Source organism: Peribacillus sp. YIM B13481, assembly GCF_042787985.1.
GTDB classification, from domain to species: domain Bacteria; phylum Bacillota; class Bacilli; order Bacillales; family DSM-1321; genus Peribacillus; species Peribacillus simplex_A.
Window position 1 is genome coordinate 1 of sequence record NZ_JBHZPE010000007.1, and the last position, 25,102, is coordinate 25,102.

The 25,102-nt window shown below is 39.3% G+C and carries 21 protein-coding genes and 3 pseudogenes; 20 read left to right on the forward strand and 4 right to left on the reverse strand.

Features of this window, described 5'->3' with window-relative positions; translation table 11 throughout:
• Nucleotides 1-913: 913 nt before the first annotated feature.
• The 5 genes from dcuS (at nt 914) to nhaC (ending at nt 8,387) form a co-directional block, all read left to right on the forward strand.
• Entirely contained in the window at nt 914-2,515 is a 1,602-nt protein-coding gene (dcuS, locus tag ACFX4X_RS06565; RefSeq protein WP_377382599.1) for a DcuS/MalK family sensor histidine kinase, read from the forward strand.
• Nucleotides 2,512-3,219 (forward strand): response regulator, encoded by a 708-nt coding sequence (locus tag ACFX4X_RS06570; protein ID WP_089364135.1) that lies wholly within the window; start codon nt 2,512-2,514, stop codon nt 3,217-3,219. The genes dcuS and ACFX4X_RS06570 overlap by 4 nt, the downstream gene beginning before the upstream one ends.
• A gap of 296 nt (nt 3,220-3,515) precedes the next feature.
• Complete coding sequence (locus tag ACFX4X_RS06575) at nt 3,516-5,210, forward strand: NAD-dependent malic enzyme (RefSeq protein WP_377382601.1); 1,695 nt, start codon at nt 3,516-3,518, stop codon at nt 5,208-5,210.
• Nucleotides 5,211-5,330: 120 nt separating this feature from the next.
• Nucleotides 5,331-6,278 (forward strand): AEC family transporter, encoded by a 948-nt coding sequence (locus ACFX4X_RS06580; protein WP_377382603.1) that lies wholly within the window; start codon nt 5,331-5,333, stop codon nt 6,276-6,278.
• A 729-nt stretch (nt 6,279-7,007) separates the two neighbouring features.
• Nucleotides 7,008-8,387, forward strand: a complete 1,380-nt coding sequence (gene nhaC / locus ACFX4X_RS06585; protein ID WP_377382604.1) for a Na+/H+ antiporter NhaC — start codon at nt 7,008-7,010, stop codon at nt 8,385-8,387.
• 128 nt (nt 8,388-8,515) lie between these two features.
• On the opposite strand, the gene ACFX4X_RS06590 is transcribed toward nhaC, so the two are convergent.
• Entirely contained in the window at nt 8,516-9,709 is a 1,194-nt protein-coding gene (locus ACFX4X_RS06590; RefSeq protein WP_061462210.1) for an FtsW/RodA/SpoVE family cell cycle protein, read from the reverse strand.
• Between the two features lie 307 nt (nt 9,710-10,016).
• Here ACFX4X_RS06590 and ACFX4X_RS06595 point away from each other — a divergent pair.
• The 6 genes and pseudogenes from ACFX4X_RS06595 to ACFX4X_RS06620 all read left to right on the forward strand — a co-directional run.
• Nucleotides 10,017-10,340, forward strand: a pseudogene (locus tag ACFX4X_RS06595) (SDR family oxidoreductase); the annotation flags it as partial.
• Nucleotides 10,312-10,542 (forward strand): hypothetical protein, encoded by a 231-nt coding sequence (locus ACFX4X_RS06600; protein WP_377382689.1) that lies wholly within the window; start codon nt 10,312-10,314, stop codon nt 10,540-10,542. The pseudogene ACFX4X_RS06595 and the gene ACFX4X_RS06600, both read left to right, overlap by 29 nt.
• 310 nt (nt 10,543-10,852) lie before the next feature.
• Nucleotides 10,853-12,415, forward strand: coding sequence for an aldehyde dehydrogenase family protein (locus tag ACFX4X_RS06605; protein WP_377382607.1), 1,563 nt, complete (start codon nt 10,853-10,855; stop codon nt 12,413-12,415).
• A gap of 255 nt (nt 12,416-12,670) precedes the next feature.
• Nucleotides 12,671-13,453: a TerC family protein gene (locus ACFX4X_RS06610; RefSeq protein WP_317776688.1), complete on the forward strand. Its 783-nt coding sequence runs from the start codon at nt 12,671-12,673 to the stop codon at nt 13,451-13,453.
• Nucleotides 13,454-13,807: 354 nt separating this feature from the next.
• On the forward strand, nt 13,808-14,551 hold the full coding sequence (gene sigI / locus ACFX4X_RS06615) for an RNA polymerase sigma factor SigI (RefSeq protein WP_061462214.1): 744 nt from the start codon (nt 13,808-13,810) through the stop codon (nt 14,549-14,551).
• Nucleotides 14,548-15,792, forward strand: coding sequence for an anti-sigma factor domain-containing protein (locus tag ACFX4X_RS06620; protein ID WP_377382609.1), 1,245 nt, complete (start codon nt 14,548-14,550; stop codon nt 15,790-15,792). The genes sigI and ACFX4X_RS06620 overlap by 4 nt, the downstream gene beginning before the upstream one ends.
• A 55-nt stretch (nt 15,793-15,847) precedes the next feature.
• On the opposite strand, the gene ACFX4X_RS06625 is transcribed toward ACFX4X_RS06620, so the two are convergent.
• Nucleotides 15,848-16,045, reverse strand: a complete 198-nt coding sequence (locus ACFX4X_RS06625; RefSeq protein ID WP_061462216.1) for an alpha/beta-type small acid-soluble spore protein — start codon at nt 16,043-16,045, stop codon at nt 15,848-15,850.
• 232 nt (nt 16,046-16,277) lie between these two features.
• Here ACFX4X_RS06625 and ACFX4X_RS06630 point away from each other — a divergent pair, with 232 nt between their 5' ends.
• The 7 genes and pseudogenes from ACFX4X_RS06630 to ACFX4X_RS06660 all read left to right on the forward strand — a co-directional run bounded on the left by ACFX4X_RS06630 (nt 16,278) and on the right by ACFX4X_RS06660 (nt 22,268).
• Nucleotides 16,278-17,630, forward strand: a complete 1,353-nt coding sequence (locus tag ACFX4X_RS06630; protein ID WP_284471375.1) for a TrkH family potassium uptake protein — start codon at nt 16,278-16,280, stop codon at nt 17,628-17,630.
• Between the two features lie 198 nt (nt 17,631-17,828).
• A complete protein-coding gene (locus tag ACFX4X_RS06635) occupies nt 17,829-19,166 on the forward strand; it encodes an ATP-binding protein (RefSeq protein ID WP_377382611.1) in 1,338 nt (445 codons plus the stop codon).
• An 89-nt stretch (nt 19,167-19,255) separates the two neighbouring features.
• Nucleotides 19,256-20,456 (forward strand): annotated as a pseudogene (locus tag ACFX4X_RS06640) (acyl-CoA dehydrogenase family protein).
• A gap of 85 nt (nt 20,457-20,541) precedes the next feature.
• Nucleotides 20,542-20,940, forward strand: coding sequence for an SDR family NAD(P)-dependent oxidoreductase (locus ACFX4X_RS06645; protein WP_377382613.1), 399 nt, complete (start codon nt 20,542-20,544; stop codon nt 20,938-20,940).
• Nucleotides 20,829-21,445: pseudogene (locus tag ACFX4X_RS06650) on the forward strand (AMP-binding enzyme); the annotation flags it as partial. The gene ACFX4X_RS06645 and the pseudogene ACFX4X_RS06650, both read left to right, overlap by 112 nt.
• 70 nt (nt 21,446-21,515) lie before the next feature.
• Nucleotides 21,516-22,079, forward strand: a complete 564-nt coding sequence (locus ACFX4X_RS06655; protein WP_377382615.1) for a TetR/AcrR family transcriptional regulator — start codon at nt 21,516-21,518, stop codon at nt 22,077-22,079.
• Nucleotides 22,080-22,112: 33 nt separating this feature from the next.
• A complete protein-coding gene (locus ACFX4X_RS06660; RefSeq protein ID WP_309145512.1) occupies nt 22,113-22,268 on the forward strand; it encodes a 3-hydroxyacyl-CoA dehydrogenase NAD-binding domain-containing protein in 156 nt (51 codons plus the stop codon).
• A gap of 254 nt (nt 22,269-22,522) precedes the next feature.
• On the opposite strand, the gene ACFX4X_RS06665 is transcribed toward ACFX4X_RS06660, so the two are convergent.
• Nucleotides 22,523-22,858 carry a DUF3905 domain-containing protein gene (locus ACFX4X_RS06665; protein ID WP_289337920.1) on the reverse strand — a complete coding sequence of 112 codons (336 nt, stop codon included), beginning with the start codon at nt 22,856-22,858 and terminating at the stop codon, nt 22,523-22,525.
• A gap of 123 nt (nt 22,859-22,981) precedes the next feature.
• Between ACFX4X_RS06665 and ACFX4X_RS06670 the strand changes: the two genes are divergently transcribed.
• A complete protein-coding gene (locus tag ACFX4X_RS06670) occupies nt 22,982-23,140 on the forward strand; it encodes a hypothetical protein (RefSeq protein WP_089362349.1) in 159 nt (52 codons plus the stop codon).
• The gene (locus ACFX4X_RS06675) at nt 23,140-23,283 is read left to right on the forward strand and encodes a hypothetical protein (RefSeq protein ID WP_167555972.1); all 144 of its coding nucleotides are present in this window, start codon (nt 23,140-23,142) and stop codon (nt 23,281-23,283) included. Before ACFX4X_RS06670 ends, ACFX4X_RS06675 begins: the two co-directional genes overlap by 1 nt.
• 40 nt (nt 23,284-23,323) lie before the next feature.
• On the opposite strand, the gene ACFX4X_RS06680 is transcribed toward ACFX4X_RS06675, so the two are convergent.
• A complete protein-coding gene (locus ACFX4X_RS06680) occupies nt 23,324-25,084 on the reverse strand; it encodes a B12-binding domain-containing radical SAM protein (RefSeq protein WP_377382691.1) in 1,761 nt (586 codons plus the stop codon).
• Between the last annotated feature and the right edge of the window lie 18 nt (nt 25,085-25,102).

Here is a 25,102-nt window from a genome sequence, read left to right on the forward strand (position 1 = left end):
GCGTCTAGGGGAGACCCCGCAGGCGAAAGCCGAGGAGGCTCCCCGACCGCCCGCGGAAAGCGAGTGCCTGGAGTGGAAATCAACGGCCAAATTGTACAACTCATAAAAAATAGACAAACTCGATTTTCCTCGAGTTTGTCTACAGTCTGGCCCATGTAATATACACGGGTTTTTTCATTATCTGGAGCATTGTTTAAATATCGAAAGATTGCCCCGTCTACATCCGCACTGATGTCTACAATTACTAATCTTTTTTCATAATCATTAACATATCTCTAGTAATTAAATGATCTTATCTATGTTTAGGCCATTTTACACAATTGATGACTAAGTCTAAACCTTGAGCACTGTCTTAATACATTGTTGATTTGAAATCTGTTGAAAATGCGGGTATTTTAATCATTACCCCCTGTTTTAAACATGTCGACTTTAGATAAACGGAAACAGGAAGACAGAAGATGTTAGACAGCTGAATTTTTGAAAATTAAATAGTAACTAATTGGAAAGGTTAAAAGAAAAGCGTAGTAACTTTTAGCATGGTAAGAATTGCTGGGATATTCCGCGAAACTTCTTAGAACTGCATAATGCTAAAATAGAAAATTTGTGGCTTTAACCCTGGTGCAGGAGGAGAATAGCAAAAATAACTTATATTGTACTACCGAGGTATGCATTTATATCCAAGCCTACGAAGGTATAGTCGGTTTTATCATTGGAAAATATTGCAGATGAATTAGTATTTTTAAGGATATGATTGGCAAATGGTTAGGTTAATTGAATTAAATCAATTGGCTACCTTTTTGGAACTTGATAAAGTACCGAATAATTGTGTGATGTAGGCAAAATGAACATACTTAACATAAAAAGTATCTTCCTTAAAGTTAATAGAGTTTTTAGACCAAAGAGGTGTGTAGCAGTGAAAAAAGGGAAATGGAGTCTACAGTTTACTATTATGATACTGGTGTGTGGGGTAGTAGCCCTATCATTATTTATTACAGATATTCTTATTAGCCAAACAGTAGCGGATACAATAGAGAAGAGCCAGACTGAAAAAGCAGTAAACGTAGCACGCATGGCAGCACAAGCGCCGCTTGTAATCGAAGCGTTAAGTGGAAGTGGGAACAATCAGGAAGTTCAGCAATTTGCCAATAGGATAAAAAAATCGACAGATGTAGAATTTGTAGTAATAATCGATAATAATGGAATCCGGAAAACTCACCCCGATCCAAGTAAAATAGGAAAAAAATTTGTTGGGGGGGATGAGAAAGATGTATTACGAGGTAGAGAGCACATATCTATTTCCAAAGGAACTTTAGGCAGGTCATTGCGTTCTTTCACCCCTGTTTATGATTCAGAGGATAATCAAATTGGAGCCGTGGTGGTCGGTATTTCTCTTCAAAAAGTTAATGATGCTGTTTTAAAAAGCCGTTTTAATATTTATGTGGGAACCGTTTTTGGAATATTAACCGGAATTGGCGGGGCTATACTTTTGGCAAGGTATATTAAGAAAATATTATTTGGGCTGGAACCTTTTGCTATTGCGAAGGTTTTAAAAGAGCGAAACGCCATTTTACAATCAGTTCGGGAGGGAATTATAGCGGTAGATCAGAGTTCAACCATTACTCTCATAAACAAAGCAGCTTTAAAGATATTTAAAAAAGCGGGCATTAATGAAAATCCAACGGGTAAAAAGGTAACTGGTTACATGCCTGACTCAAACCTGGATAGAATCCTGGAGACCGGCAAGGCCGAATTGGATAAAGAGCAGGATTTAAACGATAGTGTCTTACTAGTGAATAGGGTACCAGTATTTGTGAAGGATGAAATCGTAGGTGCCGTGGCTACATTTCGTGATAAAACAGAAATACATCTGCTGGCGGAGCAGCTGACTGGAGTCCGTTTATATGCTGAATCGTTAAGAGCCCAGTCGCACGAATTCATGAACAAACTTCATGTAATACTTGGTATGGTGCATATGCATTATTATGATCAGCTTGCAGCATATATTAGTGATCTTGTTGACCACAGAGAGAACGAGATTGGCTTTATTACCAAAACCGTTAAAGATCCAGTACTAGCCGGTTTTTTAATTGGAAAACTAAGTTATGCCAGGGAAGCAGGTGCTAAGCTGGCATTATCCTCTGACTTTCAATTGCCAGAACCAGAAAATGCATCTATTACTCATGAGCTAATTACGATAATAGGAAATTTGATTGACAATGCTATAGAAGCAGTGGAAAAAAGGCCCGTTAAACGAATTGAATTAAAGTTTGATTATGCAGATGATATTTTAACTATTGAAGTTCATGATACTGGACAGGGAATATCTGATGCCAATCTTAATCATATCCTTCTAAAAGGATTTACAACAAAAGGAGATGACAGGGGGATTGGTTTATATTTGGTTAAGGCAAGCCTGGATAAGCTAGGTGGAGATCTCGATATTAGTTCAAAAGAAGGTCAAGAAACAACGTTTGTGGTTTATATACCATACAAAAGCAAGGATGATGTAGGATGATTAAGGTAATGATCGTAGAAGATGACCCGATGGTTGCTGAGTTCAATAAGCGCTATTTGAATCAAGTCGATGGCTACGAATTAGCTGCTGTCTGTTCCTCAGTGGATCAAGCTCTGAATGTATTGGAAAATCAAAGAATTGGGTTAGTTCTATTAGACATTTTCATGCCTGGGAAAAATGGACTCGATTTACTCTCACAAATTCGAGAAAGTGAAAAAGAGATAGATGTTATTGTCATTTCTGCTGCGTCGGACATTGAGAGGATTCAGAAAGCATTGAGACTAGGTGCTGTTGATTATTTAATTAAGCCGTTTGAATTTGAACGTTTTAACGCGGCCTTATCAGCATATCGGAACAAATCAGCTTTTATTCAAGATAAAAATATGCTAAATCAAGAAGAATTAGATTATCGAATATTGCATCAAGAAGAAAATCATTTACCAGAGGAATTACCGAAAGGATTAGCTCAAGATACCTTAAAGATTATATGGAATGTGATACGGGTATTTAAAAATGCTCCCTTTTCAACAGAGGAAGTCGTAAATGTGGCGGGTATATCCAGGGTATCAGTAAGGAAATATTTAAAATTCATGAAGGATATCGGGGTCCTTGATGTTAAGGTAATCTATGGAACGGTAGGCCGACCAGTCTCCCAACACAAATTTAATGATGACAAGAGCCATATTATTCAACGTTATCTGTAAGTAGCTAAATGGCTGCTTACTTTTTTTAATTACATAATACTAAAATTAGTTAAATAAGCTAGTGTCCCCCGTAAATGACTACTAAGATATACACTGGCGATTGAGTTATTTATAAATTTTTCATGGGATTAAACAAATAAGCAGTAATGAGGAAATATTTATGTTTTTATGTGCTGTATATTTATTTTCCTTTTTACAGTTTTCTTTTAGTAATTACACTTCCACAGGGAAGAATATACTCTATTGCCTGGTAATGATTATTTATAAATATACATTTTTAGGAAGAGGGTACGTCTATGACAGCTTATGATAAGACAAAAAAGGGCTTGGAAACAACTTTAAGAGGAAAAGGTATTCTGTCAAACCCTTTTATTAATAAAGGGGTTGCTTTCACTAAGGAAGAAAGAAATGAACTAGGATTGGTAGGCTTGCTGCCATCCCAGGTGCTTACTCTTGAGGAACAAGTAAAAAGAGCTTATGTACAATTCTCCACTCAACCTAGCGATATTCGGAAGAATGGAATGTTATATGATTTGTTTAATAGGAATGTGGTACTGTTTTACCGCCTACTTAAAGACCATCTAAGTGAAATACTTCCGATCATTTACACACCTACTGTAGGAGAGGCCATTCAACAGTACTCCCAAGAATATCACCGTCCAGGAGGTCTATACCTATCTATAGATAATATGGAGGGAATGGAAGATGCATTTAAAAACCTGGACCTTTCATCTGATGATATCGATTTAATAGTTGTTACAGATTCTGAAAGTATTCTTGGAATCGGAGATCAGGGAGTTGGTGGAATTAACATAGCCATTGGCAAATTGGCAGTCTACACTGCAGCTGCGGGAATTGATCCAAGCAGGGTGCTACCTATTGTCCTGGATGTTGGGACTGACAACGAAAGCCTGATTAGTGATCCACTGTATATTGGTAACAGGTTTGGGCGTGTTCGCGGTGATGAATACACCGAATTCATTGATTTATTTGTTAAAAATTCTCAAGCCTTCTTCCCAAGGGTATTACTTCACTGGGAAGACTTTGGAAATATAAATGCACGAAATATAATCGATAATTATGGTGAAAAGATTCTCACTTTTAATGATGATATACAAGGTACAGGTGCAGTAACACTAGCCGCCGTAAAGTCTGCATTACAAGTAACTGGTGTTCCTTTAAAGGAACAAAGAGTTGTTGTTTTTGGTCCAGGTGCAGCAGGAATCGGTAATGCTGATCAGATGGTTGAAGCAATGATTCTTGATGGCATTTCAAGAGAAGAGGCATATGGTAACTTTTGGGCTGTCGATTATCGTGGATTGTTGATAGATGACATTCCGGATGTTTTGAAATTCCAAAAGTCGTATTGCCGGAAAGCTGAAGAAGTTGAGGAATGGGCTCGGAATGAAGTCGGAATTATCCCATTATTAGAGGTGATAAAAAAGGTTAAACCAACCATCTTAATCGGTACTTCTGGTCAAACAGGAGCTTTCTCAGAAGAAGTTGTAAAAGAAATGGCAAAGCACGTGGAACATCCTATTATTATGCCGATGTCAAATCCGACTCCCTTAGCGGAAGCTGTTCCTGAAGACCTTATAAAGTGGACTCAAGGTAAAGCCTTAATAGCGACAGGAAGCCCGTTTGATGATGTTGACTATAATGGTGTGATTTATACAATCGGACAATCTAATAATGCATATATTTTTCCAGGACTTGGACTTGGTGCAATTGTCGCAGAAGCAACAATAATCTCTAAGGGCATGCTTGCAGCAGCATCATCTGCTGTTTCAAGATTATCGGATAGCACTAAGCATGGTGCTTCTTTACTCCCTTCAATCAAACAATTGCAAGAGGTTTCTAAATCTGTAGCCATCGAAGTGGCAAAGACAGCCATTGAAGAAGGAGTTGCGAAAGCGGATATAAAAGATATTGAAAAAGCAATTACAGAATACATGTGGAAGCCGGAGTACAAAACTATTCATGGGAAATAAATCCATATTATTTTGTTGTCTCAAAAGAAAGGGGATCCGTTTTAGGGGATCTCCGTTTAAGTCAGTCATAGTAGAATCTTTTAAATAGGACAATTTTTTGGAAAGAGAAGTGCATCTCGAGTGAATATTGGGAATATATTTTTAACATTAATACCAATCTTTTTTACAATTATTATTGGTTATTTGGGTGGCTATTTTAAAATTTTTAATTCAGAATCATCCAAAGGGCTTAATACGTTAGTTACAAAATTTGCATTACCTGCACACTTATTCATTGGGATCACGACAACCTCAAAACAAACCTTAATTAATCAATGGTCATTTTTCTTAACTATGACCATAGGTGTTATTGGCTTTTACATTATCCTTTTAATAGTGGCTCGTTTGGTGTTTAAATACGATTTAACTAAAGCATCTATGTTTTCATTAAACGCAACTCAGCCAGCCTTTGCTTTTATGGGGATATCTGTATTAGGCAGTTTGTTTGGGGCGCAAGAGATAGCTATACCTATTGCGATTACCGGTATTGTGGTGAATGCCCTCCTGGATCCATTAGCAACAATAGTTGGTACGGTCGGACAATCCAGATTGGGTAAATCTAAAGATGAAAAAACAAACATTCTAGGTATTGTTTTGCATGGTCTTAGCGAACCGCTTGCATGTATTCCCTTACTTGCTGTTGTATTAACACTATTAGGGTTCCAGGCACCGGATATCATAAAAAATGCGCTTGATCAAATTGGGTCAGTGACATCTGGGGTTGCATTATTTGCTGTTGGTGTAACCGTGGGTATCCGTAAGATTAGCTTACGACCAATTGCTTTTGGTATTTCCATTTTAAAAGTTGTGGCTATTCCATTATTTATGATTCTGGTTGCTCATCTAATTGGCCTTGATCATGAAGATACAATTAAAGCTATTTTGCTAGTATCATTTCCGGGATCTGCTGTAGCTGCAATGATTTCAACTAGATTTGATTCATTATCAACTGAAACAGCATCTTCATTTGTAATTAGTACCATTCTATCTTTAATTACATTACCTATCTATATTTCCTTGTTAATGTAGCCTTCTAAGTATCCATCCTTCTTGGATGGATACTTTTCAACAGAAGTTTGTGAAATACTGAACAAACTTATTATATAACATTAACCTTTTTTTGAAAAGAGTAGATGTTGGCTATTTTTATTTAAAGGGATGGCGTTTGATTAAAGGTGTAAGCCTAGGAAAATGCGTCGCAAATATTATCGATTGTAAAAATTATCTATTTATCAAAAAAGATTATAATAATAGGATTTGTATAATTACATATTCGAATGCAGCAGTTGACCAAATCTAAAATCTAAATCTTCGGTGTACAGGAATCATTTTTTAACTTACAAAACGTAGTTTGTACACAATAATAATTTTTATTAATTGGTAAATTAAAAACCAAATTATCTGATGATCAGGAACGGTTTGCAGTTCATTTAGGTGGGACTACGACATAACTGAAAGAATTGTAGGGACATGATTAAGATAGGGCCTTATTTGGGGCTAAGCAAAGAAGAGGACTTATATCTTAGGGAATATTTAGCTGAACCTATATGAAGCGAAGTATGGGTTTTTGTTTTGGGATAAAAAGGAATGAAGAATCGAATTCTACTAAAATAGATTATTATTCCTTTGACAATCGCCCGAAACTCCTTTATATTTAGCTAGTACTTTAGTGCTTAAAAGCGTTTCAGTAATTGTAGGGAGTGAAAAGTCCTATCCTTACCTTAGAGAATATACAAAATGAAAGCGGGGAAATACATTATGCGTCTGGAGGATGCAAAGCTAAAGCTCTCCTTACCTGAAGCAATTGGAGTTTTGGCAATTCTATTCTTAATTATTGCAACTGGTATCATACATTATGGACTTGCCCCCCATATTCCAATTATTGCGGCAATCCTTTTCTTATTTGTTTATGGGAAGATCAAGAAGCTGCCATTTTCGATTATGGAAGCCGCTATAGTCAAAGGTACAGTTTCTGGTATGGGAGCTATCTTTATATTCTTTTTCATTGGAATGCTGATTTCCATCTGGATGGCAAGCGGGACGATCCCTACCATCATGTACTATGGGTTTGACTGGATTTCCGGTGAATATTTCTATGCGATCACATTTCTGGTGTGTTCGCTAATTGGGCTTTGTATCGGGAGTTCACTTACAACTTCAGCCACAATCGGCGTTGCTTTAATAGGTATGGCGGCAGCGATGGATTTATCGTTGGCAATCACAGCCGGTGCAATCATTTCCGGTGCATTTCTTGGGGATAAAATGTCTCCATTATCCGACTCGACCAACCTTGCATCGGGAACGGTTGGAGCACCATTATTTGAACATATCAATAATATGCTTTGGACTACGATTCCAGGTTTTGTAATATCACTTATCATCTTTTATTTCCTTTCACCGAATGTAAAAGTGGCCCGTGTTGAGGAAATCGAAGCCATGACCAAAGCTCTGGAAATGGAAACGAATATAAGCATATGGAGTTTGATTCCGTTTGTCATCGTTCTAGTCATGGCTTTGAAAAAGGTGTCTGCCATTCCGACATTGTCGGCAGGAATCATTTCGGCAGCCATCATCGCTTTCATTCAAACGCCTAATTTGACGGTTGCAAAACTAGCAGATATTTTATACAGCGGATTTGTACTCAAGAGTGGAATGGATCAACTTGACTCAATCTTATCGCGGGGCGGGATTGAAAGTATGATGTTCTCCGTTTCGATGGTGTTGTTGGCATTGGCGATGGGCGGATTATTGTTCGAATTGGGAGTCATACCTTCTATTTTAAATGCGGTCCAGGATTCATTGACGAGTGTAGCGAAAGTGATTTCCGCTACTGTATTTGCAGGAATCAGCGTGAATTTCCTGGTGGGTGAACAGTATTTGTCAGTTATACTGCCTGGGAAAGCATTTCAGCAGAAATATGAAGATTTAGGCTTGCAGCCCAAAACGCTTGCGAGGGTGCTTGAAGATGCGGGAACAGTTGTGAACCCTCTGGTTCCTTGGGGTGTTTGCGGTGTATTCCTGACTCAGGTATTGGGTGTTTCAACCCTTGAATATGCCCCATTTGCATTCTTTTGTTTACTTTGTCCTTTGCTTAGCTTGATTTCAGGCTTTACGAAAATCGGTATCCATTATAAATGAAAAAACAGGCGGTCGGTTTTGACTGCCTGTTTTTTTATGTGATATCCCATAACCAAAGATTGGAGAGAGGGTATGACTAAAACCCCCTGACATGAACAGAAATGTCAGGGGGTGAAGGATTGGATCGTTTATTTTGAAGAAGCGATCTCATCTTTTGGGATGGACACGACTTTCTCTTTCTGTTCAAGTAAATTCATTCGCATTACGACATTTTGGTATATTCCCATTGACAGCATGAGCAGCAGTAAGGAAGATCCTCCATAGCTGATGAACGGAAGGGTGATACCAGTAATGGGAATTAGTCCAGTCGCACCGCCGATGTTGATCCCAACTTGAATGCCAATCATGGATGAGATCCCGATCAATAATAGGCTTCCAAATGGATCTTTACATTTTGCTGAGAGTATAAACCCCCTAAGGACGATAAACCCAAGTGTCAATAGAACGAAGCCTACACCGAATATTCCAAGTTCTTCTGCAATGATGGAAATGATGAAATCCGTATGTGATTCGGGCAGGTACCCGTATTTTTGTACACTGTCACCAAGTCCCACGCCTGTAAGGCCTCCTGATCCTATCGCATACAAGGAATTCACGAGCTGATACCCATTTCCTCCCTCTTGTCCAAAAGGATCTGCAAACCCGGTAAATCGAGACACTTTATTTTCAGAGAAAACGGATGAAAAATTTCCTGTCACGATTACTCCTAATGCAAATATTGTAACGAATATCGCAGTAATCAAAGAGAGTTTGGAAATACTCTTAAATGACATTCCGGATGAAAAGATCATCGTACTTGAAATTAGGAAAATGACAGCTGCCGTTCCGTAGTCAGGTTGAATCCCGATTAAAAAACAAATAAATACGAGAAAGAAAATCGGGGGGATGACGGCTTTATCAATGCTATTGATTCGATCCTGCCTTTTTCCGTAAATGGCTGCCAGATAAATGATCATGGCTAACTTGGAAAATTCCGCAGGTTGGACCGATTTTGTCCCTAACTTGAACCAGCTTGTGGCATTTCCTGCTGTATGGCCGAAAATAAATAGCAGCAAAAGGATACCGGCCATTCCAAACATCATAGACATCAAGAAAATTTTGTTTTTGTACATCTTATAAGGAAGAATCATCGTCACGATCATTGCCAGGAATGATATGACAAAGGCCGTTTTTTGTTTCTCGAAGAAGAAATCCATGGACTGGTGGTACCGAGCAACAGCTGTAATCATGCTCGAACTGTAAATCATCACTAAACCAAACAAACAGAGTAATACGACAGCGATGAAAATAGGGAAGTCGTATGCTTTAATTATTCTTTTCATTTGTGCGCTCACCTCAAATATGTATGCGCGAAAAAATCGCCTTCTTATATAGTAACGGAAAATCAGTTATATAGATAATAATTTTTATTCGATAATATGAATTTATCCTCCCAAACCCCATATTAAACACTAAACCCGATAAACTTGACAGCTGCAATTCCCTTTGGTTTCCTATACATTAACTTCGATAGTTATCGGGAATTCTCCTTTTAACAATGATTACTTTTACTATATATTCCATTTTGGTAGTGCTATTATGGCTAGGAGATTACTATTCAAGGTAAATTGGTGAGAGGAATTATTCGATGAACTTCAACAAAAAGTCACACACATATTTAATCTTGACGCGATATACGATTTAGATATCCCTGAAAAAATTGACCGGCTTGTCAATGTCGTAGGTAAGGACCATGTAAACGAATTTGCTAAAGGGGTAACTAATCTTAAGAGGTATACGTCCTTTAGCACCCGTTATGTGGCAGGGAATCGGGAAGGGATTCTTTACGAGCATGAATTGCGCTTTCCGAAAAGCTTTAAGAATCATTATGAACGACAAAATTTGAGGCTGAATTACTTGTCGAGGAGCTTAAAAAGAGATTCCTATTACGATAATCAGGCCCAGGATTGTTAAGGGGCATTCCCAAACAGGGGAAACGATTAAATTCGATGGTCGCTATTTCAACCTTAATTTTCTTGATCCATATATTTCATCGGAGAGGGAAACGGTAGTGAACCTGGTTACAATCGATTATATTATACAGGCTACTTTATCTCCGGCATTATATAATGAAGGCAGGGAAAACCTATCATTTAACTGGTCCCAACCCAAGTAAGGCTAGAGAATTTTATGAACTTTTCGTTGATGAATTGTATAAGAAAGACCAAAAGGCCATATTCCAAGGGGACTAAGCCAAACGCTCCTATCAAGGGTCCTATGAAGGCATATTTAGGACAAGAAGCCCCTTGATTACTTCACTTGGAAAGGACGTTTTGACAGTACTGCAGCCCAAAACGATTTAGTTGCTTCTGGAATCATTTGTCCTGATTTCAGGGAAGTTGTTCCTGCTATGGTCAATTTTTATTTAAAACATAAAAATGATAAGGAGTACCAGATAAGAATTTGGTAAAGAAAGGGGAATAGTTATGGAAAAAATACAAGGCAAGTGGGATGTGTATTCCCCGGCAACAGGTGAGAAGATTGCGGAATTCGTTCCAACACCACTGACCTCGATCCCTGATATATATAAGAAATCAAGATATGCGTTTCAAGCGTGGTCGAGTCTTCCCATCAAAGAACGGCTGCTATATTTAAAACGGCTTCGCTTATTGATGGTTGAAAAAATGGATGAAATAGCTGAAGTTATTTCAAAAGATACGGGAAAAGTAAAAATTGAAGCGCTGGTTGCTGACATTATGCCCACCATTGATGCGATCAAGCATATCGAGAAACATGCAGTAAAAGCTCTTTCCGGACAGAGGGTGTCCACTCCACTCATGCTAATTGGGAAAAAATCCTATGTCCATTTTATGCCCCGTGGAACGGTCCTCGTCATTTCACCATGGAATTATCCGCTGCAGCTCTCCATGGTACCCATTCTAAATGCTCTAGCAGCAGGAAATACAGTCATCGCCAAGCCATCAGAGGTAACTCCTTTAGTTGGGCTGTGCATTGATAATCTGTTTCATGAAGCTGGTTTCCCAGTGGGAACTATACAGTTTGCGCATGGGGGGAAAGAATTGGGTGCGGCACTAACTGAGCAAAAACCAGATTATATATTTTTCACTGGATCTGTAAGGACCGGAAAAATGATTGGTGAGGTCGCAGCTAAACAACTTATCCCAACTACTCTTGAGCTTGGCGGGAAGGATCCGATGATTGTTCTGTGTGATGCTAACCTGGAACGGGCTGTGAACGGGGCTCTTTGGGGTGCTTTTACAAACAGCGGGCAAGTGTGTATGAGTGTCGAAAGGGTTTATGTAGAACGTTCCGTTTATAAGGAATTCCTAACGATGCTTAAAGAAAAAGCGAAGTCCATGAGGCAGGGGATTCAATTAAACGATGATATCGGTTCAATGACTTTCCCAGCACAAGTTGATATTGTGGCTGGACACCTGGAGGACGCACTGAATAAAGGGGCCATACTTGAAACCGGAACCTCTCCGAAAGAGTGGAGAACGGGACAGACCCACTTCATTCCGCCGACGATTCTGTCCAATGTCGACCATTCCATGAAAATCATGAAAGAAGAAACGTTCGGACCCGTGTTGCCTGTTGTACCTTTTGATACGGAGGAACAAGTGATTGCCCTTGCAAATGAAAGTGAATATGGACTCAATTCGAGTGTATGGACGATGGACAGGGAAAAAGCAAGTCGGATTGCGTCACAGTTAGTTACAGGAGCGGTGACGATCAATGATGTGCTGATTACTGTTGCTAATCATCATTTACCATTTGGCGGTGCCAAACAAAGTGGCATTGGCCGCTATCATGGCGAGCATGGATTGAAGATTTTCTGTCATGAAAAAGCGATCATGATCGATAAAGGTAAAAAGAATACAGAAATCCAATGGTATCCATATGATGGGAAATATCCGAGGTTTTTATCGTTGTTTCAGAACTACTTTTCTGGAAAACCGAACTGGATCCGTTTTGGTAAAGAATATTTGCAGTTGATTAAATTATCCAAAGGGAAACGAAGAGGATGATCCAAATATAAAAAAGATTGTTATTTTCATAATAAGTGCGTATACTATTAATATACTTAATAACTGATTTTCCTTTCAAAGGGGAGTAGCGTTAGGGTTCGCCCTAAAACAAAGTCGTCATTACGTGAATGGGAACATTCATCGGCTTTGTTGACATGTTTTCATGTTCAGCAAGACCTTTGCCTATACGGCAGAGGTCTTTTTATTTTGCCAATGCCGATAGGGAGAAAATACAAACTATTGGAGGTTGAATGGATGGAAGCATCAATATTATTGGAATATGGTTGGGTCCTTCTTATCTTGGTTGGACTAGAAGGAATACTCGCTGCGGATAATGCAGTCGTCATGGCTGTCATGGTTAAACATTTACCAAAAGAACAACAACGAAAAGCCTTGTTTTATGGTCTGATGGGAGCTTTTGTTTTCCGCTTTGCAAGTCTATTCCTTATTTCCTTTCTTGTCGACGTGTGGCAAGTTCAAGCGATCGGTGCCATTTACTTACTTTTCATTGCTTTTCAGCACATTTACAAAAAATACGTTGGTAAAGGTGAGAAGGAAGTCACAAAACCTAAAAAGCAATCTGGCTTCTGGTTGACCGTGGTAAAGGTTGAAGCTGCTGATATCGCTTTCGCAATCGATTCCATGTTGGCTGCCGTTGCACTGGCTGTTACACTTCCTGCAACAGGCTGGATGAAAGTCGGCAGTATTGACGGAGGGCAATTCGCCGTTATGTTCCTCGGTGGTATGATTGGATTGATCATTATGCGGTTTGCAGCAAATGCATTCGTGAAATTGCTTCATCAGCGTCCTTCACTTGAAACGGCAGCATTTTTGATTGTAGGTTGGGTTGGGGTGAAGTTAGCGGTATATACACTCGCACACCCTTCACTGGCTGTCATCGATCATCATTTCCCTGAATCAACTCTTTGGAAATCGATATTCTGGGTCGTATTGATTGGAATTGCCGTAGGTGCGTGGATCATTTCAAGCAAAAAAGAGAAAAAAGAAAAAAAAGAGAATCAAATACAGGAAGCATAAAAAAACAGGCGTGCAAGTTTACGCCTGTTTTTTTATCTTCTTAATGTATTTATGGAGATGACCCACACAAGACCAGGTATGTTTGCGAATGATATGTTAAAAGATGTGAATATTAAATTCCGGTTAGAAAAATGACAATTGTCCCATTGATTTGTACAATGATCCTGTAAAAGATATTTTACTGTAATTGCACTGTAATAAACGAGAAGAAACTAAGTATTTTATCATGTGGATATATTATGTGATTTCATTTATATCGCAAAAATAGTTCTTTTGGCACTGTCTTTTAGACTCCCTCCGCTTAAGATAAGTATGTTGATGCGTATTTTTGTTCAACGGGAGCGAGGTGAGCAAATGCTTGGATTGATGTTTACAGCATTCAAAAAAAAGCGTTCTTTAGAAGAAACCGTATTGAAAATTCAACAAGGCGATATAAGCCTTCGTAATGATACTATAGAGTCTTTCAAACCTTTTATTGCAAAAACCGTCTCATCAATCTGCAGACGTTACATATACGAATCAGATGATGAATTTAGTATTGGAATGATTGCTTTTAATGAGGCAATCGATAAATATTCCCCGGAAAAAGGCCGTTCTTTATTGGCATTTGCCGAAACCCTCGTTAAACGAAGGGTTATAGATTATTTAAGAAGCCAGTCAAAACGGAAAGAAGTCCTTTTGGATTTATCTCTGAATGATGATAATGATCAAAGCCATATATATATCGATAATGAAAATTCCATGAATGAATACGAGAAGCAAAAGGAATCGGAAAGAAGAAAAGAAGAAATTCACCTTTATATAAGCCATCTACAGGATTTTGGTCTGTCATTTGAGGATTTAGTCGAAAACTCTCCAAAACATGCGGATGCCAGGAAGGGAGCTATTATGATTGCTAAATTGTTAATGGAAGATGACGAACTGAAAGAAATCCTGTTTGCAAAAAAGCGGCTGCCAGTAAAGCAGCTTGAAGGAAAAGTGGATGTAAGCAGAAAAACGATTGAACGGAACAGAAAGTACATCATTGCTGTGGCAATCATAATAAACGGAGATTTTTTGTACTTGAATGATTATATAAAAGGGGCTATCAATGGATGAAAAAAGGAGTAATTCTTTCAGTTAATAAGCGTTTTGTAACCCTATTGACCCCCGAGGGTGAATTTCTAAAAACCAAAAGGCAGGAAAGGGAATATGAAGTAGGTGAGGAAATCACTTTTTCGCCTATTAAACAAAAGGTCACTTTCGCCTTTCCCAATTTTAATTCATCTTTCAAAAAAAAGGCCGTGCTAAGCATTGCCTCCACTTTCCTGATTCTCTTTTCGTTTCTTCCATCCTATTTCTCTGAGCATGTATCGGCATACATGACAATTGATGTGAATCCCAGCATTGAATTGGAGCTTGACCATCATTTAGAAGTTCTCAAACTTAGCGGGTTAAATGAAGACGGCAAGCTTGTGATTGGTCAGCTGAAAGATTGGAAAGGTAAGGACATTAAAACGGTTACAAACCGAATCGTCGAAACGACGATGCAACTTGGATATCTGAAAGAAAAAAAACAAATAGTCGTTTCCACAACGATATTGGATAAAGATAAAAAATTGGATAAGAACTTAAAAAAAGAGATAAAAGAAATATCAGAACAGAATAATGTTTCTAATACGAAGATGAAAGTGATTCAGGCAACAAAAAGCGATAGGAAGCAAGCAAGGGAACAAGGCATATCCACAGGTAAGTATGTCGAAAAGAAGTTAAATGAAGATAAAGAGAAGGTAAAAGTCAATACGAGGGAGTCTGCACCAGCAACGGATAAAAAAGTAGAGGAAAAGGTTGTTATTCCGAAAGAGCAGAGCGAAACGCTGAGTACAGAAAAAAAATCGGTTGAGGAAAAGAAAAAAGAGAACAATACAACAAATGAATTAAAGCAAAAGTCAGTAAATGAAGCAAAACCAATTGAACAGAAAAACTTAGGAACACCATCAGACCAAAATAAGGGAAAAACCAAAAGTGAAGATAAAAATGGAAAACGGAATGAGATAAATGACTTTAAGGAAAAAAGCATGGAATCAAAAGGAAAACCTGTCAGCAATCAAAATAATCACAGCAACCAATTTAAGGACAAGCAGAAAAATGAAAAGGAAGATAAAAGGCTTGATGGGAAAAGATATACATCGGTCAATGAAAAGGGAAGAGAAAGAGAACGGAATAATGGCGATCATATAAAGCTCGAAAATAAAAGTAAAAAAGATAAACAAGATAAAATAGTGATAAAGGTTAAACAAGATTGGGATAAGTGGAAAAAGGGTAAGGGCAATAATGGAAACGGACAAGGGAATAATTAAAAGAGTCCAGCACGGAGCTGGACTCTTAGCCATGGATATTCAATTGTGATAGTAATTATTGACCTTGACCTTTAAGTTGAGATTGAGCTTGTGCTACAAGTCGTTTCGTAATTTCTCCGCCAACTGAACCATTGGCACGTGCTGAAGTATCGGAACCTAGTTGTACACCGAATTCTGATGCAATTTCATATTTGATTTGTTCTAATGCTTGTTCGATTCCAGGAACAAGAAGGTTGTTACTGCTGTTAGCCATTTGAATCTCCCCTTTACTTTTTCAACGGCTTTTGCCGCTGTAATGATAGTATAAGTAGAATGCGGAGTTTTACTTATAGTAGCGGAATCAAACTTTTTGGTAAACCTGCCTTATTGTTGTAAGTAAGACAGTTTTAAAAGAGAATGGAAAAAAGAATGAAAAAAGGGTAAACTAGATTTTTAATGGTTATGTGATTCACATAACTATAAAGGAGTAAGAAAGGAAACTCTTTATGTTTGCTATCAAAAAAATATTATCAAAATTAACACCAGCTCAGCTTATCGTCGGTTATTATTTTTTAGCTGTCAGCATCTCGACAGCGTTGCTTAGCCTGCCGGTTGCCCTAAAACCTGGTGTTGAGTGGGAATTCATGGATGCCTTATTTACAGCTATCAGTGCTGTCAGTGTTACAGGATTAACTGTAGTCAGTACGCCTGATGTGTTAAGTGAGGCTGGCTATTTCATTCTGATGTTCGTTCTCCAGTTTGGCGGGATTGGCATCATGACACTCGGAACCTTTTTCTGGCTAATATTGGGCAAGAAGATCGGTTTGAAGGAAAGGCAATTGATCATGACCGATCAAAACCAATCGAATCTTTCGGGCCTTGTTAAATTATTGATTCAAATCATTCAGATATTCCTCGTTATTGAAATGATTGGTGCCCTGGTTTTAGGTATTTATTTTTTGAATTATTATCCAAACTGGAAAGACGCCTTCTTAAATGGCTTATTTTTGGCAGTCAGTTCCACTACCAATGCCGGTTTTGATATCACCGGTATATCGATGATTCCTTTTAAAGGGGATTACTTCGTACAGTTCATCACGATTATCCTGCTTACCCTTGGAGCCATTGGGTTTCCGGTCTTGATCGAGTTGAAAGAGTTTTTGTCCAATAGTGCCCGTACTTATAAGTTTCATTTTTCTTTGTTCACGAAGCTGACATCAGTCACTTTCTTTTCCCTTATCATTGGGGGGACGATCCTGATTTACCTTCTGGAAATGAATGGGTTCTTTAAAGGTAAGAGCTGGCATGAATCGTTCTTCTACTCGTTATTCATGTCCTCCAATACGCGAAGCGGAGGGTTAACAACAATGAATGTGAGTGACTTTTCGGAACCGACCCTTTTATTGATGAGCATATTAATGTTCATTGGGGCATCCCCAAGCTCAGTCGGGGGAGGGATCCGCACAACCACTCTGGCTATCATGATTCTGTTCTTATGGAATTTCATGAGGGGAAGGCGATCCATCAAAGTGTTCAAACGGGAGATTCATCCAGATGATATCCGAAAAGCGACAGCAGTTATGATCATGGGTTCCTTCCTGTGCATATTGGCCATCTTCATTTTATCGATTACCGAGAATTTCACTTTAACCCAAATCATTTTTGAGGTATGTTCGGCTTTCGGTTCAGTTGGCCTTTCGATGGGAATCACGCCTGATCTCAGTAATACCGGTAAAATTGTCATTATGATCATTATGTTTATTGGCCGGGTCGGGATAACGTCCCTGCTTTATATCATAGGCCATAAAGAAGTTACGGAAAATTATCATTATCCAAAGGAACGCGTCATCATTGGGTAAATGATTTAAGTTGAAAAGAGACCTTTCCATCAAGGAAAGGTTTTTTGCGTTGTTTGCAGGAATCAAAGGTAAAATGTTGAAGTTTACCTATAAGTGAGTTTTTTACCGTTTTAATATACAGTATATGCATATTTGAACCCTTACTTGCTGGAACTCCGTCGAATGAAGTTTAAATCATTAGTAAAGGAGGTGGAAAAAATGAACAAATATACTGGAAGGATCATTGTCCCTGCCCTATTCTTCATATTGATATTGCCCTATTTAGGATGGCTGGGCCATGAAGAACGCAGGTTTTCCGCCTTTGCAGGAATATATTTACTCGCCATTCTATCCATTGCTTGGTGTTTGGGTGCTATCTATGATAATAAACGGAAAACGATAGCTATATTGCAAGATAGCGAAGGACGTTATCGCATCTTCTCCAAGTACTCCAAAAAATTGGTCAATAGCTTCAATGAGGTTATTTTTCAAACGGATGATAAAGGAAAATGGTTGTATTTAAACCCAGCATGGAAATCGATGAGTGGTGCGACGGTGAACGAATCACTTGGGCTTCACTTTTCTAAACATATGGATATGACTTCTTATCAGGACGTATTAAAGGCCTTTGCGGAATCCTTTCATCAAGGAAATAAATATTTTCGAGTGGACATTAAACTGAATGCGAAAAAAGGTACCAGTTGGGTTGAAGCATTCGTTAAACTAATTTACGATGACGCAGGGAAATTCATAGGGACGGTAGGCATATTATCGGAAATTAATGAACGTAAACATGCAGAAGAAAAGCTTGTTAGCCTAAACGAACATTTGGCAATCACATCAAGCAAGTTATCAACGGCTGCACAACTTGCGGCAGGGATTGCACATGAGGTCAGGAATCCGATGACAGCCATAATGGGGTTTGTAAAGTTGATTAAAGATGGCGGTGCTGATAAAGATGAATATTATGATATTATTTTTTCGGAAATAAATCGAATCGAGCAAGTCCTGAATGAACTTTTGCTGCTTTCGAAACCCGCGGAGGCGGTTTTTCTTGAGAAGGATTTAAAAGAAAGCTGTAACCATGTCGTTACACTGTTGGAGACAAATGCCGTATTGAACAATATTCAAATTCATAAAAATTACGATACAGAACCCATTTTTATTTACTTTGATGAAAACCAAATCAAGCAAGTATTAATAAACATGATAAAAAATTCCATAGAATCGATGCCGAATGGCGGAGATATTTTTGTGAGCGTAAACGAAAAAAATGGGGAAGTTTTTTTGAGCATTTTGGATGAAGGGGAGGGTATCCCGGAAAACTCCCTTCAAAAAGTAGGAGAACCATTTTTCACTACAAAAACATCAGGAACGGGATTGGGTCTTTCCGTTTGTTTTAGAATCATCGAAAAGCACGGCGGAAAAGTGTTCATAACAAGCGAACTGAAAAAAGGTACGAAAATCGTTTGTGTATTCCCCGCAGTCCTACCAAGTGATTATAACGGGAACGAAAATGTCCAGATAACGGGACAAGAACGACATGAAAATATATAATTCAATCGTTATAAAAGTCAGAATATTGCGTGTACTCCAACGGTAATAACATACTAACCGGTTAGTCAGTTTTAAAGGAGGAATTCAATTTGCAAATTGAACATGATCAAGAGGTGCAAAATCTGGAAAAGAAGTTAACGGAATTCATGAAAAATACGTATTCCCAAATGAATCTGTATATCAAAAGCAGCTAGATTCACAGAAGAGCCGATGAGTGATATACCGCCGCTTTTATCTGAATTAACGGCAAAAGCAAATTGTGGAATTTATTTTTACCTTATCGCAAATATGGAGCAGGTTTAACAAATCTAGAATATGCCCCGCTTTGTGAAATCATGGGAAGGACGATGATAGGACCTGAAATCTTCAATTGTAACGCACCGGACACCGGAAATATGGAAGTATTGGTGAGATACGGTTCCGATGAACATAAAGAACGCTGGCTGCAGCCATTGCTTGCCAGGGAAATACGCTCATGCTTCTCGCTAACAGAATCAGAAGTGGTGTCTTCCATGCTACCAATATAGAGTGCAGTCTTGAAAAGGCAGGTAATGAGTATGTCATAAACGGCCGGTTATGGTGGTCTTCAGGAGCAGGAGAGCCCCGATGCAAGATTGCCATCGTTATGGGTAAGACAGATCCTGAAGCGTCCAAGCATGATCAACAGTCAATGATTCTTGTACAGCTGGACACACCGGTTTTCAAAATCGAGGAAATGCTCCCCCTGTTTGGTTATAATCATGCTCTGCATGGCCATGCGGAAATCAATTTTGCAAATGTGAGGGTCCTGGCAACGAATATACTATGGTGAGAAGGTAAAGGGTTTGCGATTGCCCAAGGAAGACTCGGGCCTGGAAGGATACACCACCGCATGAGTCTGATCGGTGCTGCTGAAAGAGCACTTGAAGAATTATGTAAGTGTATTCAATTCCGTTTCGTTTGGTAAACCTTTGGCGAGGCAAGGTGTGATCATGGAATGGGTTGCCGATTCACGGATTGAATTCGAACAAGCAAAGCTTATTACTTTAAAAGCTGTATGTGATGGAAACTGTCGGGAACAAGGGAGAGAAGGCGGGAGATAGCCATGAAAAAAGTGGTGGCACCAACTAGGGCATTAAAAGTGCTGGACAGGGCAATTCAAGGGTTTGGAGTTGCAGGGATTTCAACGATTTACCGTTTGCTGCACATTGGGCAAATGCACGGACATTGAGGCTTGCTGATGGTCCTGATGAAGTGCGCCGTTCACAAGTAGCTAAAATAAAAACCTCGAAAATACCAACAAAAGCATGAGGTGAAAGTATGAAAGGTACCGGCCTATTCAATCTAACTGGAAAGACGCCGATCGACTGGATTTGTCGAAGCAGGGGTGAATGTCGTGCTTTGTTCAAGGAAAAAGGAAGCATGCGATGAAGTTGCTTCGCAAATTGAAAAACTTGGAGGCAGGGCGCAGTCCTTCAAGTGTGATATCACAAATCCGTCAGATGTACAGGAAGTGGTTAACGAGACTTACCGGGAATTCGGTGCCATTGACATTTTAGTGAATAATAGCGGGGCATCCTTGGGGGCTCTGGCCGTCGACATGCCCCTTGAAGCCTGGCAGAAGGTGATGAATGTCAATGTAACCGGAACTTTTATCATGAGCCAGACTGTAGGAAGGATCATGAAGGCTATGGTCTTACGGAAGCTTCGCCAACTACGCATTGCAACCCGGTATTTGCTGAAAGGAAGCATGGGAGTGTCGGGATCGGAATCCCTTCGACAGAATATAAAGTGATGGATCTAGGAGACGGGACTTTAGAAGTGGCCCCAGGCGAAATGGGGGGATTGGTCATCAAAGGACCTCAAGTGATGAAGGGTTACTGGAATATGCCAGAGGAAACGGCGGTGACTCTTAGGGATGGTTGGCTTTATACGGGTGATATCGCCAAAGTTGATGAAGAAGGGTATCTCTATATTGTTGACAGGAAAAAAGATTTGATCATTGCAAGTGGGTATAATATCTACCCGCGTGATGTCGAGGAAGTCCTCTATGAACATCCTGCTGTCCAGGAAGCGGTTGTCTTTGGAGTTCCAGATGCTTACCGAGGGGAGTCGGTAAAAGCGGTGCTTGTACTTAAAAATAATAAATGGCAAGTGAACGGGAAATCATCGAGTACTGCCGTGCAAACCTATCGGCTTATAAAGTTCCGCTATTCGTTGAATTTCGTGAGGAGTTACCAAAAACAAATGTCGGAAAGATTTTAAGGCGTGCTTTAAGGGAGGTAATTTCCAAGAAATAAGAAGGCTTTGATAGTACGGAGCGTATGATATCAATTCAGCTGAATTTTTACAGATTGCGAGGATGCTTACATGAAAGAAAAAATGACAGAACATAGCATGCGCTTATTCGAAAAGAAGGGCTTTAGTGAAACTTCGATTTCTGATATCGTCGAATCGGTTGGAGTGACAAAGGGAACATTTTATTATTACTTTAAGAGCAAAGAGCAGTTGCTTATGGATATTCATATTGCTTATATAGACGAGTTGCTTAGTGAGCAGGAAATCATCATTTCGGATACTAGGAAAAACTGTAAGGAAAAGCTTTTCGTTATGGTATATATGCTTTTAAAAAGCATCAAAACAAAAAAATCAAGCGCCACGGTCTTTTTCCGTGAAATGAAAAATCTAAGTGACGAAAAACTTGCACAAATCCTTCCTAAGCGGGATGAGTTCCGTAATAAAATCAAACAGGTGCTGGTGGAAGGCATCGAGAGCGGAGAACTACGTTCCAACCTTGATGCATCCATCATCTCTTTTGCTATTTTGGGTGTGGCCAATTGGAGCTATCATTGGTTCGACTCTGAAGTTGAAAAAACCGAACAGGAAGTAGCAGACATTTTTATGGGGATGATTCTACAGGGCATTAAAGCTTGACCAGGCTACATACTGACCAATTAGTAGAAGGGCATGACCAGCAAGCAAATTCAATCAATAACCGTAATTGGGGCTGGGCAGATGGGGCATCAAATTGCGATGCTTGCTGCATTTGGAGGTTACGAAACGATTCTTCAGGATGTTCAGGAAAACGCGTTGAATATAGCCCAAGAAAAATTGGATCATTAAACACCCAGATATGCTGTTGCCTGGCATTGAAGTCTTTTTTCTTACCGGGCTTCTGGAAAGCTTAAGCTTGCGATCGGCGTCATTTATCCGATTGAAAAGGCGGCAGATGACCATGCAGAAATGAACGCCCGTCTAACTAAAGGAAAGTGGATTTTACAAGTTAAATGAGAATAAGGGGTATATACCGAATGAGCTATACACCCCTTGGTTGTTATTAAGGATTTCACTTGTACCATTGACCCTTCCAGAACCACTCAATCCGTATCAATGCTAACATCTTTATCAGGATGCATAAAAGGAGGCTGCGGCGTTCTTTTAGCCTCTAACAGTTCACGGTTTTCAGTTGAATTCCAGCCTATATCATTGGTGGGGTGTATCCAGTCGTCTCCAGCCATGATTTCCGGGTCTGTATCTTCGCTCCAATTTTCGAGTGGTGAGTTTTCAGATGCATATTTACTGTCACCAATGACGACTCCATAATCATTGACAAATGGAGCTCGTGGTTTTATGCCGGTCCCTTTATAGCTTGGTGCGTTAATTTGGTGGGGTTGTGTATCATCGATAATTGGTGAATCCAATTTCTTTTTCATCTAGAATCTCCCTTTCCGTTTTACGGTTATTTTTTCTCGTCTGTCCCTATAATATCCCTGAATAATTTTCGGCAGTTTTACCCCATTCTAAAACGTAAACTATATTAAAAAGGGTGGATGAAAATGAAACGGAAAGCTAATGTAGATGGTGCTGTCAAAGCAAGTAAAACGCCAAAAAGAAACCAAGCCGAAAATGAGTTTTCCAATGAGTTCGCATTAGAGGAAAACCCAATAAAAGGTGCCAACCGCAATTCAAAGCAAGGCAGAAAAGGAAGAAGTTAATGGAAAAAGAAAAACGGAACTCCCAGGAAAAGGTGGGGGAACATGTACGAACTGAATTTGGAATCGAATTCAGTGGCGATATGAACGCAACCAAAATTTATGAAATATTAGCAAAAGAAAATAAAAAACGTGATAATAAATAAATAAATAAGGACGGACCCATTTTGGGTCCGCCCTTAATCTTTAAAAAATGGCATTTCTAGATTTTGGGAGCGGGAAAATGTTTGATCCCTTTCCACTCGGATCAAAATAGGCAAGCATGATCGATGGTTTCTCGACGATTGTACCCTCTGCTAAATACGTTTCCAAATCAAAGGGTATTGCCTCGAGCAAGGTGTGTTTGTGTATTTCTTTTTCATTAAGTGCCAAGGCTGTGAAAGACGAACCAAGCTGTTCAGGTTTATTCAGAATATCTTCATATATCACTTTCCGTCCATTTTTATCCAGGGAAGCTTCCCACCAAGGTTTACGTGGTTTGTATTTTTGGTTCATGAAATAATCCAATTTCATGAGTCCGATAATGTTATTCAGTTCAGCAGATTCCCGGGAAGCCAAAAACTGCTGTAAGCGTCTGAACAAGTCTTCAAGCTGGTGTCCGATTCGTGACCAGCCTTGTTCATCCCAAAAGGTACCGAAATCCTGAAAAAAGTCGAATGGTGATTGAAATACCGTTTTGACAAGGTATTCCGTGGTGTGATCCATTCTATGATCGTTCCAGTATTTTTCAAGGACGTCTTCAACTTGTTTAATGCGGACAATGTCATCGAAGCTTAAAACATTATTTCCCAGGATTTCATAAGGAGCATGATCACTGTAAATATATTGGTGTTCATTGGCACGTATCCGTAAACCCGTACCACGGAGCATCTTTAAGAAGCCAAGCTGCATCTCTTCGGGTCTCAGCTCAAAAACATCATTGAAAGTCTTTTTGAAAGAATGATAATCTTCTTCAGGTAAACCGGCAATCAGGTCTAAATGCTGATCAATTTTCTGCCCATCTTTTACCATAGTTACGGTCCTGGTCAGTTTTTCGAAATTCTGCCTTCTCATAACTAGATCATTTGTATGGTCATTCGTCGATTGTACCCCTATTTCAAAGCGGAACAATCCTGCAGGGGCATTATCGTTCAAGAACTGGATAACTTCCGGACGCATGATGTCCGCAGTGATTTCGAACTGGAAAACCACACCGGGAAGATGCTCATCGATTAAGAATTGAAACATTTCCATGGCATAGCTTCGGCTGATATTGAAGGTTCGGTCAACGAACTTAATGGTCTTTGCACCATTAGCCATAAGGTACCTGATATCTTCTTTAATCTTTTCACGATCAAAATATCTGACACCCACTTCAATCGATGACAGGCAAAATTGGCAGCTGAACGGGCATCCTCGGCTAGTTTCGATATAGGTGACACGTTTAGATAAATCGCCACGGTCTTCCTCCAAACGATAAGGAGAAGGGAGCGATTTCAAATCAACCTTGCCGTTTTGAGGCTGGATGATTTTTTTTCCATCCAGTCGATACGCAATGCCTCCGACCTTCTTATAGTCATTCGAACCTTCAATTTCAGATAAAAGGGACTTGAAGGTGACCTCACCTTCGCCAATTACGATAAAATCAGCCCCGGGAATCTGATCAAGCCATTCTCCAACATCATATGTGACTTCAGGTCCTCCGAGAATGATGACCAATTCTGGATTGATTTTCTTCAGCATGGCTACTACTTTCATTGTTTCCTCGATGTTCCAAATATAGCAGCTGAATCCTATGACATCTGGTTTTTTGGAATGAAGGTCACCAACTATGTTCATAATCGGATCTTTTATCGTATATTCTGCTAGATGTACATTATAATCTGGCTGGGCATAAGCCTTTAAATAGCGGATGGATAGCGATGTATGGATATATTTTGCATTAAGAGTACTGATTATTATATTCATGTTAAAGGGCGTAAAAGA

What these genes read in the sequence shown, in the direction of transcription:
- nhaC (WP_377382604.1), top strand. Translation starts at nt 7,008, where the DNA reads ATGCGTCTGGAGGATGCAAAGCTAAAGCTCTCCTTACCTGAAGCAATT.
- ACFX4X_RS06680 (WP_377382691.1), bottom strand. Translation starts at nt 25,084, where the DNA reads ATGAATATAATAATCAGTACTCTTAATGCAAAATATATCCATACATCG.
- ACFX4X_RS06620 (WP_377382609.1), top strand. Translation starts at nt 14,548, where the DNA reads ATGAAAAAAGGAGTAATTCTTTCAGTTAATAAGCGTTTTGTAACCCTA.
- ACFX4X_RS06605 (WP_377382607.1), top strand. Translation starts at nt 10,853, where the DNA reads ATGGAAAAAATACAAGGCAAGTGGGATGTGTATTCCCCGGCAACAGGT.
- ACFX4X_RS06660 (WP_309145512.1), top strand. Translation starts at nt 22,113, where the DNA reads ATGACCAGCAAGCAAATTCAATCAATAACCGTAATTGGGGCTGGGCAG.
- sigI (WP_061462214.1), top strand. Translation starts at nt 13,808, where the DNA reads ATGCTTGGATTGATGTTTACAGCATTCAAAAAAAAGCGTTCTTTAGAA.
- ACFX4X_RS06665 (WP_289337920.1), bottom strand. Translation starts at nt 22,858, where the DNA reads ATGAAAAAGAAATTGGATTCACCAATTATCGATGATACACAACCCCAC.
- ACFX4X_RS06625 (WP_061462216.1), bottom strand. Translation starts at nt 16,045, where the DNA reads ATGGCTAACAGCAGTAACAACCTTCTTGTTCCTGGAATCGAACAAGCA.
- ACFX4X_RS06675 (WP_167555972.1), top strand. Translation starts at nt 23,140, where the DNA reads ATGGAAAAAGAAAAACGGAACTCCCAGGAAAAGGTGGGGGAACATGTA.
- ACFX4X_RS06670 (WP_089362349.1), top strand. Translation starts at nt 22,982, where the DNA reads ATGAAACGGAAAGCTAATGTAGATGGTGCTGTCAAAGCAAGTAAAACG.
- ACFX4X_RS06630 (WP_284471375.1), top strand. Translation starts at nt 16,278, where the DNA reads ATGTTTGCTATCAAAAAAATATTATCAAAATTAACACCAGCTCAGCTT.
- ACFX4X_RS06655 (WP_377382615.1), top strand. Translation starts at nt 21,516, where the DNA reads ATGAAAGAAAAAATGACAGAACATAGCATGCGCTTATTCGAAAAGAAG.
- ACFX4X_RS06575 (WP_377382601.1), top strand. Translation starts at nt 3,516, where the DNA reads ATGACAGCTTATGATAAGACAAAAAAGGGCTTGGAAACAACTTTAAGA.
- ACFX4X_RS06570 (WP_089364135.1), top strand. Translation starts at nt 2,512, where the DNA reads ATGATTAAGGTAATGATCGTAGAAGATGACCCGATGGTTGCTGAGTTC.
- ACFX4X_RS06635 (WP_377382611.1), top strand. Translation starts at nt 17,829, where the DNA reads ATGAACAAATATACTGGAAGGATCATTGTCCCTGCCCTATTCTTCATA.
- ACFX4X_RS06610 (WP_317776688.1), top strand. Translation starts at nt 12,671, where the DNA reads ATGGAAGCATCAATATTATTGGAATATGGTTGGGTCCTTCTTATCTTG.
- ACFX4X_RS06590 (WP_061462210.1), bottom strand. Translation starts at nt 9,709, where the DNA reads ATGAAAAGAATAATTAAAGCATACGACTTCCCTATTTTCATCGCTGTC.